Annotated in this window: 13 protein-coding genes; 4 read left to right on the forward strand and 9 right to left on the reverse strand. The window is 59.2% G+C overall.

The window, feature by feature from the left end; genetic code table 11:
* Nucleotides 1-307 precede the first annotated feature (307 nt).
* Nucleotides 308-1420 (forward strand): LacI family DNA-binding transcriptional regulator, encoded by a 1113-nt coding sequence (locus I2H19_RS08295; RefSeq protein WP_229089862.1) that lies wholly within the window; start codon nt 308-310, stop codon nt 1418-1420.
* 113 nt (nt 1421-1533) lie between these two features.
* Here the strand turns inward: I2H19_RS08295 and I2H19_RS08300 are convergent, their stop codons facing one another.
* The gene (locus tag I2H19_RS08300; RefSeq protein ID WP_117746492.1) at nt 1534-2184 is read right to left on the reverse strand and encodes an HAD family hydrolase; all 651 of its coding nucleotides are present in this window, start codon (nt 2182-2184) and stop codon (nt 1534-1536) included.
* A 173-nt stretch (nt 2185-2357) separates the two neighbouring features.
* On the opposite strand from I2H19_RS08300, the gene larE reads away from it, so the two are divergent.
* Nucleotides 2358-3236, forward strand: coding sequence for an ATP-dependent sacrificial sulfur transferase LarE (gene larE / locus I2H19_RS08305; RefSeq protein ID WP_195622341.1), 879 nt, complete (start codon nt 2358-2360; stop codon nt 3234-3236).
* Between the two features lie 224 nt (nt 3237-3460).
* On the opposite strand, the gene I2H19_RS08310 is transcribed toward larE, so the two are convergent.
* From I2H19_RS08310 to I2H19_RS08340, 7 genes are all read right to left on the reverse strand, one after another.
* Nucleotides 3461-5155 carry an ATP-binding protein gene (locus I2H19_RS08310; protein ID WP_161145456.1) on the reverse strand — a complete coding sequence of 565 codons (1695 nt, stop codon included), beginning with the start codon at nt 5153-5155 and terminating at the stop codon, nt 3461-3463.
* 403 nt (nt 5156-5558) lie between these two features.
* Complete coding sequence (locus I2H19_RS08315; protein WP_195622342.1) at nt 5559-6011, reverse strand: PTS sugar transporter subunit IIA; 453 nt, start codon at nt 6009-6011, stop codon at nt 5559-5561.
* A gap of 12 nt (nt 6012-6023) precedes the next feature.
* Nucleotides 6024-6962: a transketolase family protein gene (locus tag I2H19_RS08320; RefSeq protein ID WP_195622343.1), complete on the reverse strand. Its 939-nt coding sequence runs from the start codon at nt 6960-6962 to the stop codon at nt 6024-6026.
* The gene (locus tag I2H19_RS08325) at nt 6962-7792 is read right to left on the reverse strand and encodes a transketolase (RefSeq protein WP_195622344.1); all 831 of its coding nucleotides are present in this window, start codon (nt 7790-7792) and stop codon (nt 6962-6964) included. Before I2H19_RS08325 ends, I2H19_RS08320 begins: the two co-directional genes overlap by 1 nt.
* A 63-nt stretch (nt 7793-7855) precedes the next feature.
* On the reverse strand, nt 7856-8539 hold the full coding sequence (fsa, locus tag I2H19_RS08330) for a fructose-6-phosphate aldolase (protein ID WP_195622345.1): 684 nt from the start codon (nt 8537-8539) through the stop codon (nt 7856-7858).
* Between the two features lie 124 nt (nt 8540-8663).
* Nucleotides 8664-9932 (reverse strand): class II D-tagatose-bisphosphate aldolase non-catalytic subunit, encoded by a 1269-nt coding sequence (locus I2H19_RS08335; RefSeq protein ID WP_055251764.1) that lies wholly within the window; start codon nt 9930-9932, stop codon nt 8664-8666.
* Between the two features lie 144 nt (nt 9933-10076).
* On the reverse strand, nt 10077-11549 hold the full coding sequence (locus I2H19_RS08340) for a PTS fructose transporter subunit IIC (RefSeq protein WP_156599829.1): 1473 nt from the start codon (nt 11547-11549) through the stop codon (nt 10077-10079).
* A 415-nt stretch (nt 11550-11964) separates the two neighbouring features.
* Between I2H19_RS08340 and I2H19_RS08345 the strand changes: the two genes are divergently transcribed.
* Both I2H19_RS08345 and I2H19_RS08350 read left to right on the forward strand, forming a co-directional pair.
* Nucleotides 11965-12975, forward strand: coding sequence for a LacI family DNA-binding transcriptional regulator (locus I2H19_RS08345; RefSeq protein ID WP_271745857.1), 1011 nt, complete (start codon nt 11965-11967; stop codon nt 12973-12975).
* A gap of 129 nt (nt 12976-13104) precedes the next feature.
* On the forward strand, nt 13105-14088 hold the full coding sequence (locus tag I2H19_RS08350; RefSeq protein ID WP_195622347.1) for a DNA/RNA non-specific endonuclease: 984 nt from the start codon (nt 13105-13107) through the stop codon (nt 14086-14088).
* Between the two features lie 129 nt (nt 14089-14217).
* Here the strand turns inward: I2H19_RS08350 and I2H19_RS08355 are convergent, their stop codons facing one another.
* Entirely contained in the window at nt 14218-16293 is a 2076-nt protein-coding gene (locus I2H19_RS08355; RefSeq protein WP_195622348.1) for an elongation factor G, read from the reverse strand.
* Nucleotides 16294-16580 lie beyond the last annotated feature (287 nt).

The raw sequence follows: 16580 nt of genomic DNA on the forward strand, positions 1-16580 counted from the left end.
AATCCCTTCGTTCGCGTGACTGCAAGACGTCCACGCACGGGAGGCGCTGAGACGTATAACGTTCGAGTATTGTACTCACGCAAGCACAAGCTGATATACCAGAAGTGGTATCTCAACTTAGATACCACCCGATGCACACACATCCAGCCGGTCCAAACCACCACAAAAGCGCCTGTCCCCCTTCGTGGTGGTCGCGTTGGCAACAGCGTTTCCCCAGATAAAACCTGCCAAAATAAACCTATCCCTTTTTGGTTGGTTTGGGATGCTACAATCTGGCTTGTACTTGAAACGCATCAAAGGGGCCGCTATGGCAAAGGTAAAAATCAGCGACGTCGCGCGCGAGGCCGGAGTTTCGCTGGGCACGGTTTCCAACGCGCTCAACCACCCCGAAAAGCTGCGCCCCGAAACCCTCAAGCTCATCAACGAGACCATCAATCGCCTTGGCTACCTGCCCAACCAAAGCGCTCGTCAGCTCGCGGGCGGCGCCACCAAGTCCTTTGGCCTGGTGCTCCCCCGTCTCGATCACGGCTTTTCGCTCCAAATCGCCAGCGGCGCCCACAACGAGGCCCGCAAGCACGGCTACGACCTGCTCATCGCCAACGCCGATAACGACGATATTCTCGAGGACCATTACCTGCGCTACTTTATGGGCACCCAGATGTCCGGCGTCATGGTTCAGCCCATGGCATCCCCCGACTGGCACCCCGTCATGGCCAAGATGCCCGTGCCGATCGTCCACCTGGACATCCATTGCTCCGAGCCCGGCTACTACGTAGCGGCCGACAACGAGGCCCAGGGTCGCATCATTGCCGAACTCGCCATCGCCCGCGGCGCACACCATATTGTCGTCGTCGGCCGAGCAGCATTTATGCAACTCACCCTGCGCGTCCTTGGCATTCATAAAGTGCTCGCTCTACACCCCGATATCAAGATCGAAGTCATCGACGCCGGCGAATGGAATACCGCCGCCGACGGCTACGGCATCGGCGCCCAAATCGCCGCGCGCCCCGCCGACGAACGCCCCGATTTTGTCGTCGGTCTGACCGACGTGCTGGCCTCGGGCGTTATCTCGGCGCTGGTCGACAAAGGCATCGCCGTCCCCGGGGAAGTACGCGTAGCAGGTTGCGATGGCAACCCGCTCGCTTGGAGCGGATCGGTCCCGCTCACTACGGTAGCGCCCCCGGGCTACGAGATTGGCCGCAAGGGCGTTCAATTGCTCATGGAGCAAATCGAGAACAAGGCCCCGGCAAAGACCAAGCACGTCCACATCGGCTCTGCCGCGCGCACCGTCACCGCAGTCACCGCCGCCGAGGATATCAACCGCCAAGAACTGGTACGTCCGTTCCTACTGGAGCGCGCCAGCACCCAGGCAAGCACCCAGACCGACGCCACGGCCATCAACCTCGGTGCGTATCTGTAGCACGCCCGCAAGTATGCTATGTCGCCGCTTAAGCAAAAGGGGCCCGACCATTGCCGGGCCCCTTTTGCTTAGGCGCAAACGTGGGCAATTGCTCGTTTCAACGCCGCAATTGTCTAGCGCGCGGCTTTAACTGCCGCCGAAAGGTCGAACAACGTATCGAGCACGGCCTCGCAGCCATCCACCACGTCCTGCGGCAGCGGCACGATATCAGGAACGGCAAAGACGTGGCATCCGGCCGTAATGCCCGAGACACAGCCGTTGCGCGAATCCTCGACCACGGCACATTCCTCGGGAGCAAAGCCCGCGCGCTCGCAGGCGAGCAGATACATCTCGGGGTCGGGCTTGCCGTGCACGACGTCCTCGCCACACGTTACCGTTTCAAACTTGTCAAAAAGACCGACCATCTTAAGGTTGCGCTCGGCCGTAACGAGGCGCGACGACGTCGCTAGACCCACGTGATAGCCCGCAGCCAGCAGCTCGTCTAGGCACTCGGCGGCACCGGCCTTAAGTTCCAGTTCGGTCTTGACCATCTCGTCGCGAATCTCCTTGTGGCGACGATAGATCGCCTCGGTGGTTTCATGGCTGCCGTAATGCTCATCAAGGATGTCCATAACATCGGGCAGCGTGCGGCCGATAAACTGATGGATCAGCGCTTCATCAATCGCGAGCCCCAGCTCAGCGGCGCCTGCCTTCCAGGCCTTAATCCCCAAACGCTCGGTATCGACCAGCGTTCCATCCATGTCAAAAATAACAGCCTTGATCATATCGGTCCCCCATCGACTCTCGCTGTCGCATTGCCGCAACTCTACCGCATTTGGCAACTTGTATATAACGTATATACCATATTGCACTTTCGTTACACAGATAGAAGTCTTATGGCAAGTAACGCATTAGGATTATAGTTTTCGATCGAGTACTCAACGATAAGGAACGTTTCATGATTTTAGACACCACGGCACCCGCAGAGGAGCTTCAAGACAAGCTATCGGCGCTCGAACAGCTGCTTTTGGCATACGGGCGCGTGGCCATCGGGTTTTCCGGCGGCGTTGACAGCAGCTTTTTGGCCGCCGTGTGCGCCCGCATCATGCCTACCAATACCCTCCTCATCCATCTCACCACGCCGCTCATCGGCACGCCCGAACAGACTTCGTTTGAGCAGTCCGTTGATGGACAGGCCAATGAGGGGCCGCATTTTAAGCTCCCCGTGCTCAATCTTTCGGTGGATCAGCTGCAGCTCCCCCAAGTAGCCTGCAACGATGCTAATCGCTGCTACCACTGCAAGCACGCCGGCTTTACCGCCATCGTCAACCACGCCAAGTCGCTCGGCTTTCCCACCGTCATCGATGGCAGCAATGCAAGCGATCGCGGTGACTACCGCCCCGGCATGCGTGCGGCAGAAGAGCTCGGCGTACGCTCCCCTCTCATGGAGGTCGGCTTTACCAAGGACGAAGAGCGCGAGCTGCTGCGCGCATGGGGCTATCCCGTTTGGAACCTGCCGGCGGGAGCATGTCTTGCCACCCGCGTCCCCACGGGCGAGGAGCTTACGCGCGAGAAGGTCGATTTGATCCGCACCTGCGAGGACTACCTGCACGATCTCGACCTGGCGCAGGTACGCGCGCGCTTGGTCGGCGGCTGCATGCATATCGAAGCCGCGCCCGCAGATGTCGCCAAGATTGCCGCTCTCGGCGGTGCCGCCGTCGACGGCGAGGGCAAGACCCCGTTGCCCGCCGCCATCGAGCCCGCGCTGCGCGAGCTGGGCTGCGCCCACATCTCCCCCGAGGTCACCCCCTACATCCACGGCAACATGAACCAGTAGCGTATCCCGATAAGTTGCGGTGGAATAGTTCCTGTTTTGCGGCCTATCGGGCCCAAACAGGAACTATTCCACCGCAACTCCGTTTGGCGGGCATGGACCCGCAGACCTTCCAAAAAGGGACAGGTTTATTTTGGCAGGTTTTATCTGGGGAAACGTCGCGAGGCAGTCGCCCCTCTAGCACCCATCTAACTTCGAGAGGCACTAGAGAGGCGACTCGGCTGCATCTACTTCTTCCGATATCGGCGGTTACGACTCGTCGATGAACCCATTACCTCAATGAGTCCTTTATCTGCCATTTTTGGCAGATGGTAACGGACAGACGAAATTCTGACCCCCGATGCAACCGCTATTTCTCGCGCCGTCATATCCACTTCGGCGCTGAGAGCCTCCAGGATCCTATCCGCCGTCGAAGCTGACGATCCTCTGTTCAAATCGATAATTTCAAACGTGTCTTTGCCGCATTTTGACAGGACATGTTTATCCACAAGGTCCCCGCAGATCAGGCGAATGTCATCCGAATCCCACTTTAGGGCCTCTCGTATTTTTTGAACATCGCATACGCACCCATGCTCCCGCATAAACATGAGCAGTGTTTCCTCGCGATCCGTCAGCTCGGTGCCCACATGGCTCTGAATCCACGTGCGGTTTTCAGCTAGCTCCGCCCCGTGCCGGGAAAGCAGCACCGTAAACGAATCGGCCTTAACGATAAATTTCGGCCTGCCAAGCGAACGAGACTCCATCTCGCGAATCATAGCCGGGATACCAGATCCTTGGCTTTCCGCAACGGCCCCCTCGGCATGCTCTAACGGCGTCGCCCCCATTAGGCTCATGAGCTTTGGGTTTCGGCAGCGCGATTCCCCGTCTGCAAGATTGTCCACCGTCTTTCCGCCCCAAAGCCCGCCAGGGTTTTTGATCTCTATTCTGTCTGGATAGATATCGACACTCACGGCCTGCCCCACAAACATGGGTGAATATTCTCGATGGATGCAGGCATTTGCCAAGGCCTCGCGCAAAACCTCCTGGGGAACTTCCCAATCATCCCTTCTGCCAGTGCCTTGCACTATCGCCGCTTTGCGCAAGTTTCGTCCAATCGCGGCAAGGGCATCTTCGATGCAAGCCGGAATCGGGCCATCGCACAACTGGCGGTCAATAAACCGGGGCTGCCCGGGTGCAGATTTTTCCACATCGGAATGAACGGCGACATCGATCATGAGTTTGGGATAGAACTGCTGGGGGTAAATTCCCGCCGAAAGAAGCCCCGCGAGCTTCACGGCACCATCCTTTGTAGTGATATTGAGTCTGACCAGCTGCTTTTCCAGCGTATCGGCCCCGCGCAAAACGCGCGGGGTCTGCAGCCGGCGATTTGCGATAATAGACCGCACGACATCTGGATCCAAATCCTCGACCGTTGCCTCCGAAACCACCGTGCCGTCTGCATCGCTCGGAAGCAACGCACTCTGCAGTTCATATAGCTCAGCGGGTGACATCTTGATATCTTTATCATCCACGCGCTTGTAGCTACCGTTCTGCACGCCGCGCGCGCCGATATAGCAAGGCTTCGCTTTAAGCTCAAGTTCAAAGATGCGCACCAGAAGCACCTGGAGCCCGTCGACCTCACCTCGATCAAGCTCGTACCGCGGCGCATGGGTCACCACCGCCGCTGAGCCTCCGTCTCCGATACCCGAAACAAACTGATCGCGCACCCTATCGATAGCAAAGTTAGCCGAAGGAACAAATCCTTCGGCTTCGTTCAGGCCCAAAATAATGAGCCCACCCGCAGTGTTCGCAAAAGCGCTCACTGTCTCCCATACGTCTGCGCTCAATTTATTCGTGCAGGCTTTAACTTCTACCGATGCGTCATCAGTCCCTCGCCTGCGAAGGCGCTCAACGATAAGGCCAAGAGGTTCATCCAGCAGCATTGGCATTCCGTCTCTCTAAAACGATAGATTTATCTCTCTAAAGTATAGTATATCTCTCTAACTTTAGAGAGATAAGCACCTTATTTTAGAGAGACATTTAGAGAGATGTATCGAATTCGCTGTTAGATTACCCAATGTTATCTCTTTAACTGGCTTTCTCTTTGGAGAGACATTTAGAGAGACGAGCGCAACCTCTCTAATCATGGGCCCTGCTCTTTAAGGTGTACACTTCCTAACCGTGCCCTAAGTTGCGGTGAAATAGCCCCCGATTAACCCGCCAAAAAGGGACAGGTTTATTTTGGCAGGTTTTATCTGGGGAAACGCAAACAGGGCCGCGACACCTCTATGGCATCGCGGCCCTTTTCCTTGGAGAAGGATCGATTGATGGAACGGAGAGCCCGTTCTAGCCCTCGAGTCCGGCGTTGATGAGCTCGGCAATCTCGACAGGATCGGTGCTCGCGCGCACCTTGTCGCGGAAACCGGCGTCCATCAACATCACGGCAGCCTTGGAAAGCAGACGCAGATGTGTGGTTCCGGCTTCGCCGGCGGGCACGTACAGCGCAAGCGCGACATCGACAGGCACGCCATCAAAGCTCGGCCACTCAACAGGCTCGGACAGCTTGAGCACGTCCACGCCCGGCGTATGGATCGCATCGCTCTTGGCATGCGGAACGGCAAAACCGGCGACAAGGCCCGTCTCGGCCTCGTTCTCGCGAGCGATAAAGGCAGCCTCGACAGCAGAAGCATCATCGGCAAAGCCAAGCTCAACAGCCTGCTCAGACAGATAATGCAACGCGCCCTCGCGCGAGGCGGCGGCGTAGCCAATCGTCACTTGGTTGGCAGATACAAATCCCATGGAAAGCCCTCCCTACAACACGGACCTGACCGCGGCTTCGATACCGTCGGCGTCCAAACCGTACTTGTGCAGCAGATCAACCGCAGGACCGGATTCACCGTACACATCGCGCACGCCGACGCGACGCATCGGCACTGGATGCTGCTCCGAGAGCACCGAGGCAACGGCCTCGCCAAGACCGCCGATGATCGAATGCTCCTCGGCAGTGACCACGCGACCGGTCTTCTTGGCGCTGGCAACCACCAGACGCTCATCAAGCGGCTTGATCGTGTGCATGTTGATGACCTCGGCGTCAATACCATCGGCAGCGAGCGCCTCGGCTGCCTCGAGCGCCTCGGCGACCATGAGGCCGCATGCGACGATAGTCACATCGGATCCCTCGCGCACAACCACGCCGCGACCAATCTTGAACTCATAGCCCTCGCAGTCGTTGATAACCGGCGTAGCCAGGCGGCCAAAACGCATGTAGACCGGACCCTCAAACTCATAGGCGGCGCGCACACAGGCACGAGCCTCGACATCGTCGGCGGGAACGACCACCGTCATACCCGGAATCGTGCGCATGAGTGCGATATCCTCACAGCACTGGTGCGTGGCGCCGTCCTCGCCCACCGAAATGCCGGCATGGGTGGCGCCAATCTTGACGTTGAGGTGCGGGTAGCCGATGGAGTTGCGGACCTGCTCGTACGCACGACCGGCGGCGAACATGGCAAAAGTGCTCGCAAAGGCGACGTGACCCGTGGTCGCAATACCGGCGGCGAGCCCCATCAGGTTGCTCTCGGCGATGCCGGCATCGTAAAAGCGCTCAGGGTGGGCAGCCTTAAACTTACCCGTCTGCGTAGCGGCAGCCAGGTCGGCATCGAGCACTACAAAGTCATCGTGCTCATTGCCCAGCTCGACGAGCACCTCGCCATAGCTAACGCGCGTGGCGACTTTCTTGACCTCTGCCATTAGAGCTCCTCTCCTGCTGCCGCGAGCTCGGCCATGGCCTGCTCAAACTGCGCGTCATTGGGCGCCTTGCCATGCCAGCCAACCTGGTTCTCCATAAAGGAGACGCCTTTGCCCTTCACCGTCTCAGCGATGATAGCGACGGGCGCGCCGGTCACCTCGCGAGCCTCGGCGAAAGCCGCCTCAATCTGCGCCATGTCGTTGCCATCGGCTAGCTCTATCACATACCACTTAAAGGCGCGGAACTTATCGGCGAGCGGCATGGCCGAGTTGACTTCATCGATCGTGCCGTCAATCTGCAAGCCGTTGTGGTCGACGACGGCAACAAGATTGTCGAGCGCATGGTTGCCGGCAAACATTGCTGCCTCCCACACCTGGCCTTCCTCGCACTCACCGTCGCCCAGCAACGTGTAGACACGGTAGCTGTCGCCCCAGTGCTTAGCGGCAAGCGCCATTCCAACTGCAGCAGAGATGCCCTGACCGAGCGAGCCGGTGGACATATCGATGCCCGGGGTGTCGTTCATGTTGGGATGGCCCTGCAGTCGGCTGCCAATATGGCGGAGCGTCTCGAGCTCTTCGACGGGAAAATAGCCGCGATGTGCCAGCACCGAATACAGGCCCGGCGCCGCGTGACCCTTGGAGAGCACAAAGCGGTCGCGATCGGCCTTGTGAGGGTCGGCAGGATCGATATTCATTTCCTCAAAGTACAGATAAGTCATGATGTCGGCAGCACCGAGCGATCCACCCGGATGTCCCGACTTGGCCGCGTGAACCGCAGTCACGACACCCTTCCTGACCTCATTGGCGACCTCCGCCAGCTCCTGGTTGGTCATACGAATTCCTCTCTTGAGAACAACCCCGGCACCAGATGACGCGATGCCGGGGCAACCCACTCGTTAGGCCTGAGCGACGACCTTCTGCCAGTCAGCCTCGAACGAGGCAAGGCCCTGGTCGGTCAGCGGGTGATGCAGGCATTTCTTAAGAGCAGCCATGGGGACGGTCGCAATATCGGCACCGAGCAGCGCCGCCTGGGTCACGTGGTTGGGCGTGCGGACCGAAGCGGTGATGATCTCGACGGTGTTATCGACGTTCTCGCCAGTCCAGTCATAGTTCTTGATGCAGGTCACAACGTTGTCGAGCTGCGAAATACCATCCTCGGCGATGTCGTCGAAGCGTCCCACAAACGGGCTGATGTAGCGGGCGCCGGCGTTGGCGGCCATAAGGGCCTGGGTCGGCGAGAAAACAAGCGTCATGTTGACGCGCACGCCCGCATCGGCCAGGGCGCGGCAGGCGGCGAGGCCGGCCTCGCACACGGGAAGCTTAACCACGATGTTGGGAGCCAGAGCGGCAAGACGATTGCCCTCCTCGATCATGCCCTCAGCCGTGGTGGTGGTAGACTCGGCGGACACGGGCAGTCCCTCGCAGAGCTCGGCAATCTTGAGCATATGGGGCTCAAAGTCGGCGAGCTTACCGCCGGTCTTGGCGTACAGGGACGGATTGGTGGTAACACCGGCCAGGCAGCCCCAGCTCTTGGCCTCGGCAATCTCGTCAAGGTTGGCGGTATCGATAAAGAACTTCATGGTGCAAACTCCTTCTAAGGAATCCAAAACTCAAAAATAGGACAAAGGGGATGTCCCTTTGTCCTATGTGCCGGGCCCGCAGCTGGGACATGCCCCGGGCCCGGCGTCGTGTAGGAAAAGCTACTTAGAGAGCCTTCTCGATGCGGCTCGTGACGCCCTTGAGGTTAAGACCGACGACGTACTGCTTGATCGGGCGCTTGATGTGCTCGATCACAAAGCGCTTGCCGTCGATGTCCTGGGCAGCGAGGTTGCGGTAGAGCTTCTCGACCTGCTCCTTGACCTCGGGGTCGTTGAAGGCGTAGTGACCGGAGACATCCAGAATCTTCAGGCTGAGCTCGTCGTCTGCCAGGATGTCATCAACCTGCAGGTTAACGTCATCGCCGGTCATCCACTTGCGCCAGCGCTCGGTCTTGATAGCCTTAACCAACAACGTGTGGTACAGGTCGGAAGGATCGTCGCACAGGCCGTTGTCGACCAGGATCTGCTCGGTAGCGCAGAGCTTGAGGTAAGCGCGGGTCTCCTCGGTGCCGTACTGAGGGGCGACATTGGAGGCCGTCACGTGAGCCGGGATGTGCTCGAGCAGCGTCGCGTCGTCCAGGTAGTCGGCGTTGTGCTCCTTCAGGCCCACGCCGTAGCGCTTGGCCATGTCGGCGAGCTCGCGGGCATTCTTAAAGTTGTAATGACCGACCTGCTCGGTCCAACGGGTGAGCGTACCGGTCTGACCGACGATAAAGGTGGGCATGGGGCAGCCGCGCTTCTCGAGCTCGGGCTGCAGCTGAGAAATGAACTCCTCGTACTTGTCGGTAGAGGTCAGGCCGCCATTGGTCTCCTCGGTACCGACCTCATAGGCAACCTCGGGCAGGTTATGCTCGCGACGGTACTGCTCAAGGTAGTCGATAAGATCGATCGTGCGGCGAAGCACCACGTCGAGCGGAATAACCTTGCCGATCTGATAGGGGTCCTTGGTGGGGTCGACCATCAGCAGGTCAAAGCCCGCCTCCATGTCGGCGACGAATGACTTGCGAGCGAGCTCCATGGCCTCGTCCTCGGGCAGGTGGGCGTTACGCTCCTCGTCGCGCTGCCACGGACCGCCGTGATCGCGGCACAGGTAGTACGGACCGGTGTAACCCACCTCGTCGGCAACCTTCTTGATGTCGGCGGCAAAGCGCGTCTGGTCCCAACCGTTGACGTAGCCGGCGCCCATCTCGTCCATATCGACCTGGTTGCGGCTGGCGATAAACATGGGTGGGAAATCCTCGTCCTTGGCAAGCTCGAACACGGCCTGAATCAGGTTGGGGCTCATGGGGCCAATGCCGACCATGGTTGCGTGATCGCCGCTATCCTGTAGCTTGAGCATGCCCTGAACGGCCTGGCGGATGGTGAGGTTGGACATTTTGTTCTCCTTCTCCAGAGGATTTTTGACAAAAGTTCCCTGGGACCCAGATGTGGGCCCTATCAGTACGGATGGATTTTGTTGTGTAGGGGCGGTTGTGCGGAGTCAAATCCATCCCTCCGCACAACCGGAGTCCTTAAAGGTTTACTTGGCCTGCTTATCGAGCGTGGGCTTCATGGCAATCAGGATTGCAGCGGCGACCAAGGAGCCAATCACGATGTCCAGGCAGAACAGCGCGACGTTGTTGGTGGCCAGGGCGACGATAAAGCCACCATGCGGAACGTAGCAATCGATGCCCTGGAAGGCGGCAAGCGCCGCGCCCACGGCAGAGCCGATGCAGATGCCGGGCAGGGTGTGGCCAAGATCCTTGACCGCGAAGGGGATAGCGCCCTCGGTAATGCCGATGCAGCCCATGAACAGCGCGGAGATGCCCATCTGACGGTCAGCGTCATCGAACTTGTTCTTGGCGATGAGCGCGGCGAGACCACAGGCGATCGGGGGAATGGCGACGGCGACGCGGAACATACCGTTGGGGCCGTAGATACCGGAGGCCATGATGGCCATGGTAAAGGTCGAAGCGGTCTTGTTGATAGGGCCACCCATATCGAAGGCGGTCATAACACCAATGACCAGGCCCAGGACAACGGCGGAGCCGCCCTGCAAGCTACCGAGCACGCTGGTGAGCCAATCCATCACAAAGCCAAGCGGCGTGGCCAGGATGTAGATGTAGGCCATACCCAGGACGAGAGAGGTCAGAATCGGGATGATCAAGATCGGCATGATGGTCTGAATGGTGTTGTTGACCTTCCAGGTCTTCATCCAGCGGACAAAGTAGCCGCAGATAACCGCCATGATCATGGCACCCAAGAAGCCGGTCGAAACGCTGTTGCCGCTCGGGGTGACGACGGCGTTGTTAACCAAGTAGCCCAGGACGAAGCCAGGGGCAAGCGCGGGCTTGCCGGCCATCGAGTAGGAGATGTATGCCGCAAGCACCGGAATCATCATAGAGATGCCGGCCATGCCGATGGTGTTAAGGCTCACCATCAACGGGTTGGTGACCTCCATGCCGCTAGCACCGGCAGTACCGGACGCCAACGAAAAGGCAAGGAACACGCCACCGATAACGACGATGGGGATAAAATAGGAAACGCCGGTATTGAACGCATTGAGCAGCGTCTTGCCAGGATCGGCAAAGATGGACTGCTTGGACGCCGGTGTCGGGGCCTGCGGGGCAGCGGAGACGGCCTTCTTCTCTGCCTTGGCCTCGGCCTTGGGCGCGTAAACTGCGCCACCCGTCGCCTTAATGGTCTCAACGGCCTGGTCGATAATCTTGACCGGATCGGCGATCACATCGGAAGTACCGACCTTGAGGAACTTGCCCTCGGCCATCTTCTGCTCAAAACGATCCTCGTTCTCGACACCCACGTCGACGGACTCGAGCACCAGGTCGGCGGAATCCACGTCTTCCTGCGTCAGCTCGTTCTCGATACCCAGACCACCCTGAGCCTCGACTTTGCACTCGATGCCACGGGCGGCGCATTCATCCTGAATCGCCTTCTGGGCCATATACGTGTGAGCGATACCCACGGTACAGGCGGCAACGCCTACGATCTTCATTGCTTCCCTCTTTTCATAGAGTTGCGTGCGCAAGACACCGTTTGCGGAGGCCTCCGGAGCATCCCCTGCCGTTTGGACTTGCTGTCTTTTCGACAAGACCAATATATGGTGCTGGCATTGATAAAACCAGCTCAATTCGGTAAACGCTCAGGTCAGGGCATTAGTTATGCGATTTAGTTATGCGTTTAACCAAAAATGAATCCTGCGATTTTACCCTCGATTTCAAAAGTCAAGAAGTATTTGATTTTCTCGGTAGACAGCAGATGCGCATGCCGGTCACAAATTTCGACCCCACCCGTATACCGCATTTGTTGCATACTCATATGAAAGGAAAAAGTCGCTCACCGAAGCGCATCCCTCACCAAGACTCAAAGTCATCATGTTGGAAAATGCTCATCTGTCGGAAGGAGTCGCTGTGGCAAAACAGCGCGTTACGATCGCAGACGTCGCTCGAGAGGCGGGAACCTCGACGGCAAGCGTCTCGTATTACCTCAACGACAAACGAGAAAAGCTTAGCGAGAAGACGCAGGCAAAGATTGCGCGCGTCATCAAGGAACTCGGATACGTTCCCAACGCCCAAGCGCAAACGCTCACCGGCAAGCAGACCCACGTCATCGCCATCATCATTTTGGATAACACCAACAAGTGGGCGGGCCTCGTCCTCAACGGCATGGAACAAGTCATGCTCCCCGCGGGCTACCAGACGGTCGTTTGCACCAGCAATTTCGACCCCGAGACCGAGCTCATATATGTCGACAAAATGCTCTCGCTGGGCGTCGATGGTTTTATCATCCAGCCCACGGCAAATTTCAAGGCCGTCCACGACCGCATCAAGCGCGCCGGCAAGCCCGTCGTCTTTTTTGACGCGGCCATCTACAGCCCAGGCACCAGCTGGATCAAAACCAACCTCTACGACGGCGTATACAATGCCACGCAGGCGCTTCTCGATGCCGGCTACGAGGACTTTTTCTCCATTGCCGCCAATATGACCGAAATGCGCACCCGCATGGAACGTTTTCAGGGATATGCCGAGGCATTGGCCGCGAATGGGCAGCTCTACAAAGCCATTCCCATCGATCACAACAAGCCGTCAATCAGCGAGCTCACCGAATACTTTAAATACAAGCTCAACCCCGCCAAGCGAACCCTTATCTTCGTGCAAAATCAGTGGGCACTCCCCCGTGTCTACAAGGCCCTCCAGCCCATGGCCCATCTACTTCCGAAGCAAATCGGCCTTTTGGGACTCAACTGCGAAGACTGGACCAACCTCACCACGCCGACCGTCTCCACGATCATCGAGCCCGTCGACCAGGAAGGTCGCGAAGCAGCCGAGATGCTGCTCGCCCTACTTGATGGCAGCAGTACGCCCGGTGAGCAGCGCATTCTCGAATGCAAACTCAATTGGCTCGGTTCCACCTCGATCTAGCCATACGTCAAATATGAGGCAAATGAATCAGTAGCGTCTATCCCAAATCTTAAGTATTTGTTCGATAGAACGGCCCCTGTCGGCTCCTGCTAGACTGGTAGATTCTCAACCGTCCATCCAGGAGCCGCAATGTCGCGCAAATCCGCCTACAAGCAAGTACTTTCCATCGGCACCGCCGTGGTGCTGGGATTTGCGCTGTTCACAGGGTCGATCGACGGAGCACCCAAGTTGTTGTCTCCGCAAAGCGATGAGCAGGCGGCGACTCTGGCTGAGAAGCAAAATGAGAGCCCCAGCCGCACCGACAACGAGGCGAACCTAGTCGCCCGCCTCGAATCGGGAACAGCAAGCTCGTCTGACTCCCAAAACAGCCAGGACTCTGGCGATGGCTCCGAATCCACCGCGACCAACACCGACGGCAACGTTCACGAGGACAGCTCCACCACCCCCATCGACGAGGTGGAAAACCCTGACCTCAACCGCGCCCGTGGCGTATATCTCAGCAGCATTCCCGACTACGGCGGCAACCCCTACGTAGCCCTTCGCGCCGACAGCACGCACCCGTTGGGCACGCCGTCGTTCACTCTCGATGAATACGATCGTGCCACCGAAGAGGGCTGCTTTAAGAAATTCTCCAAGCTCGACAGCCTTGGCCGCACCCGCAAGGCGCTCGCCTGCGTGGGCCCCGAATCGCTCGGTCAAGGCAAGCGCGGCGATATCTCGCGTATCCATCCTGCCGGTTGGCACCAGCAGCGCTACGACTTTATTCCGAGTCAGAGTCTCTACAACCGCTGTCACCTCATCGCCTGGTCGCTCTGCGGCGAGAACGCCAATCGCAAGAATCTCCTCACCGGCACGCGCTATCTCAACGAGACGGGCATGCTGCCATTTGAAGAGCAGATCCTCGACTACATCCGCGACACGGGCAACCATGTGCTCTACCGCGTCACGCCCATGTACAACGAAGAGGAACTCGTCTGTCGCGGCGTGCGTCTTGAGGCGCAATCGGTCGAGGACCACGGTAAGACCCTGTGCTTCCACGTGTACTGCTACAACCTGCAGCCGCATGTGCAGATCGACTACGCCACCGGCCGCAATCAAGCCTCGGGGGACTAGGGCCGACCAAGCTGCCACAAAACCTAAAATGATCCGTTTTCCTCCGTCCCCAAGGGATCAAAAAGGGCCGCCCCGGATTACCCGGAGCGGCCCTTGCATCGGTATGCATGTTGCAGGCAAAACCGCACGCTACTTGGCGCGGCCCTCCTCATAGCGCTCGACCAGCTTGGCCTGAACGTCATAAGGAACCTGCTCATAGCCTGCGGGCTTCATGGTAAAGTCGCCCGTGCCGCGCGTGATAGAGCGCAGACGCGTCGAATAATCCGTCAGCTCAGCCAGCGGGGCTTGAGCGATGACCACGGTGTCACCACGCTCATCGGTCTCCATGCCCGTCACGCGACCGCGCGAGGCCGAGATGTCACCCATCACGGCGCCGGCGTAGCTCTCGGGGATAGTCACCGTGATTTCCTCGATGGGCTCCAGCACCACCGGATCGGCGTCGGCGCATGCCTTGCGCAGGCCAATGCGAGCCGCCGCGCGAAACGCCATCTCGTTGGAGTCGACGCTGTGATACGAGCCGTCGTACACAGCCACGCGAATCCCCGTAAGCGGGTAGCCGGCAATGATGCCGTCCTTCATGGTCTCCTGAACGCCCTTGTCCACGGCGGGGATCAGCGAGCGCGGAATGCGGCCGCCCACGACCTCGTCCACAAACTCATAGCCATCGCTCGTGCCGTCGGGCCCAATGAGCGGCTCAACGCGCAGCCAGCAGTCGCCATACTGACCGGCGCCGCCGGTCTGCTTCTTGTGGCGGCCCTGTGCGCTCGCCGTGCGGCGGATGGTCTCGCGATACGGAATGCGGATCGGCACGCTCTTGGCCACGACCTTGGTGCGATCCTCCAAACGGTTGAGCAGCACCGAAACCTGCGCCTCACCCACCGCCGAAATGATGGTCTGGCCAGTCTCCTCGTCACGATCGATGCTCATGGTCGGATCAGCCTTGCACGCCTTCTCGATAAACGTATAGAGCTTCTCTTCGTCGCCACGGTTCTCGGCCTCGATGGCAATGCGGTACTGCGAGTTGGGGAACTTAAACGCCGCGGCCTCGACCTTGCCGGTAATCGAGAGCGTATCGCCCGTCTCGGCAGCCAGCTTAGGCGCCACGATGATGTCGCCGGCATAAGCATGCCCGACCTCGGTCATGTCACGACCGCACATCACATACAGGTGAGCCAGACGCTCACCCTTGCGCGTACGTGCATTGATCAGCTCAAGGCCCGGCTCAAGCGTACCCGTCAGTACCTTGATAAAGCTGATGCGACCCTGCTGCGGGTCGGCCAGCGTCTTAAACACAAATGCCACCGGACGGTCATCGTCGCTCGAGATCTTGAGCGAATCACCGTCGATGAGCGGCATCTCGCCGTAGTCCGTCGGCGCCGGGAAGTACGTGGCGATGTCGTCCATCAGCGAGTTGACGCCCTGCTCCTTAATGCAATCGCCCGCAAAGACCGGCACAAAGATGCGCTCGGCGATCGCCTTGGACAACAGGCCCTCGAGCTCCTCCTGCGTCAGCGTCTCTTCGCCTTCCAGGTACTTCATCATCAGCTCGTCGTCGGCCTCGGCCACCAACTCGCACAGATGGTCATGGGCCTCCTCGGCCTGGGCACGATACTCCTCGGGAATCTCCGACTCAATGGCCTCGGCGCCGTTGCAGTGGCGCGCCTTCATACGCACCAGGTCGATAATGCCGTCAAAGTCCTCGCCCTCGCCCCAGGGGAGGGTCACGGCACCCAAACGCGTGCCAAAACGCTCCTGCAGCAGGCCCATCGTGGTCGTAAAGCTGGCCTCGGGACGCGACAGGCGGTTCACGAACACTGCACGCGCCAGGCGCAGGTCCTCGGCGGCGTACCAAAGCTTAACCGTCGTGGGCTGCGGGCCGGCCTCGGCGTCGACCACGAACAGCGCCGTCTCGCAGACGCTCATCGCGGCAAAGGCGTCGCCGATGAAATCGGGGTAGCACGGGGCATCGAGCACGTTGATGCGGGCGCCCTTCCAATCGATCGGCGCGATGGTCGTCGAGATGGAAAACGCACGCTTGACCTCTTCGGGGTCATAGTCGAGCGTGGGCTTGGTGCCGTCGTGGCCGCCCAGGCGGGCGGTCTTACCGGAAAGGTGGAGCATGGCCTCGGCGAGTGAAGTCTTGCCCACCCCGCCTTGGCCTACGAGCACCACGTTCCTTACGTTGCCGGTCTTGGGAGCACCCATGATGACCTCCTTGCAGGGTCGCGCGCGATGCGCGACGCCAACGGGGAGAGTTCGCGGTCGATGCCGTCCCGGGAGCAGCATGGTCGGCAGCCGAGCCGACTCACCCTCCAAATGTCCTATGCCTCCACCCTACCCTTGCAGTCGCCTGTCCATGCAGACCTTTCGGCACGCGTATGGATACGGGCGGCGAGAGGAGGGGGCGAGCTTGCAAGGCGATTATTGAACCCCGCGGATGCAAATAAAATGCCGCCCCAGGCCGTAAGACCTGCGGCGGCATCACCTCAATA

The sequence above is a fragment of the Collinsella aerofaciens genome, from assembly GCF_015560135.1.
GTDB lineage: Bacteria > Actinomycetota > Coriobacteriia > Coriobacteriales > Coriobacteriaceae > Collinsella > Collinsella aerofaciens_AN.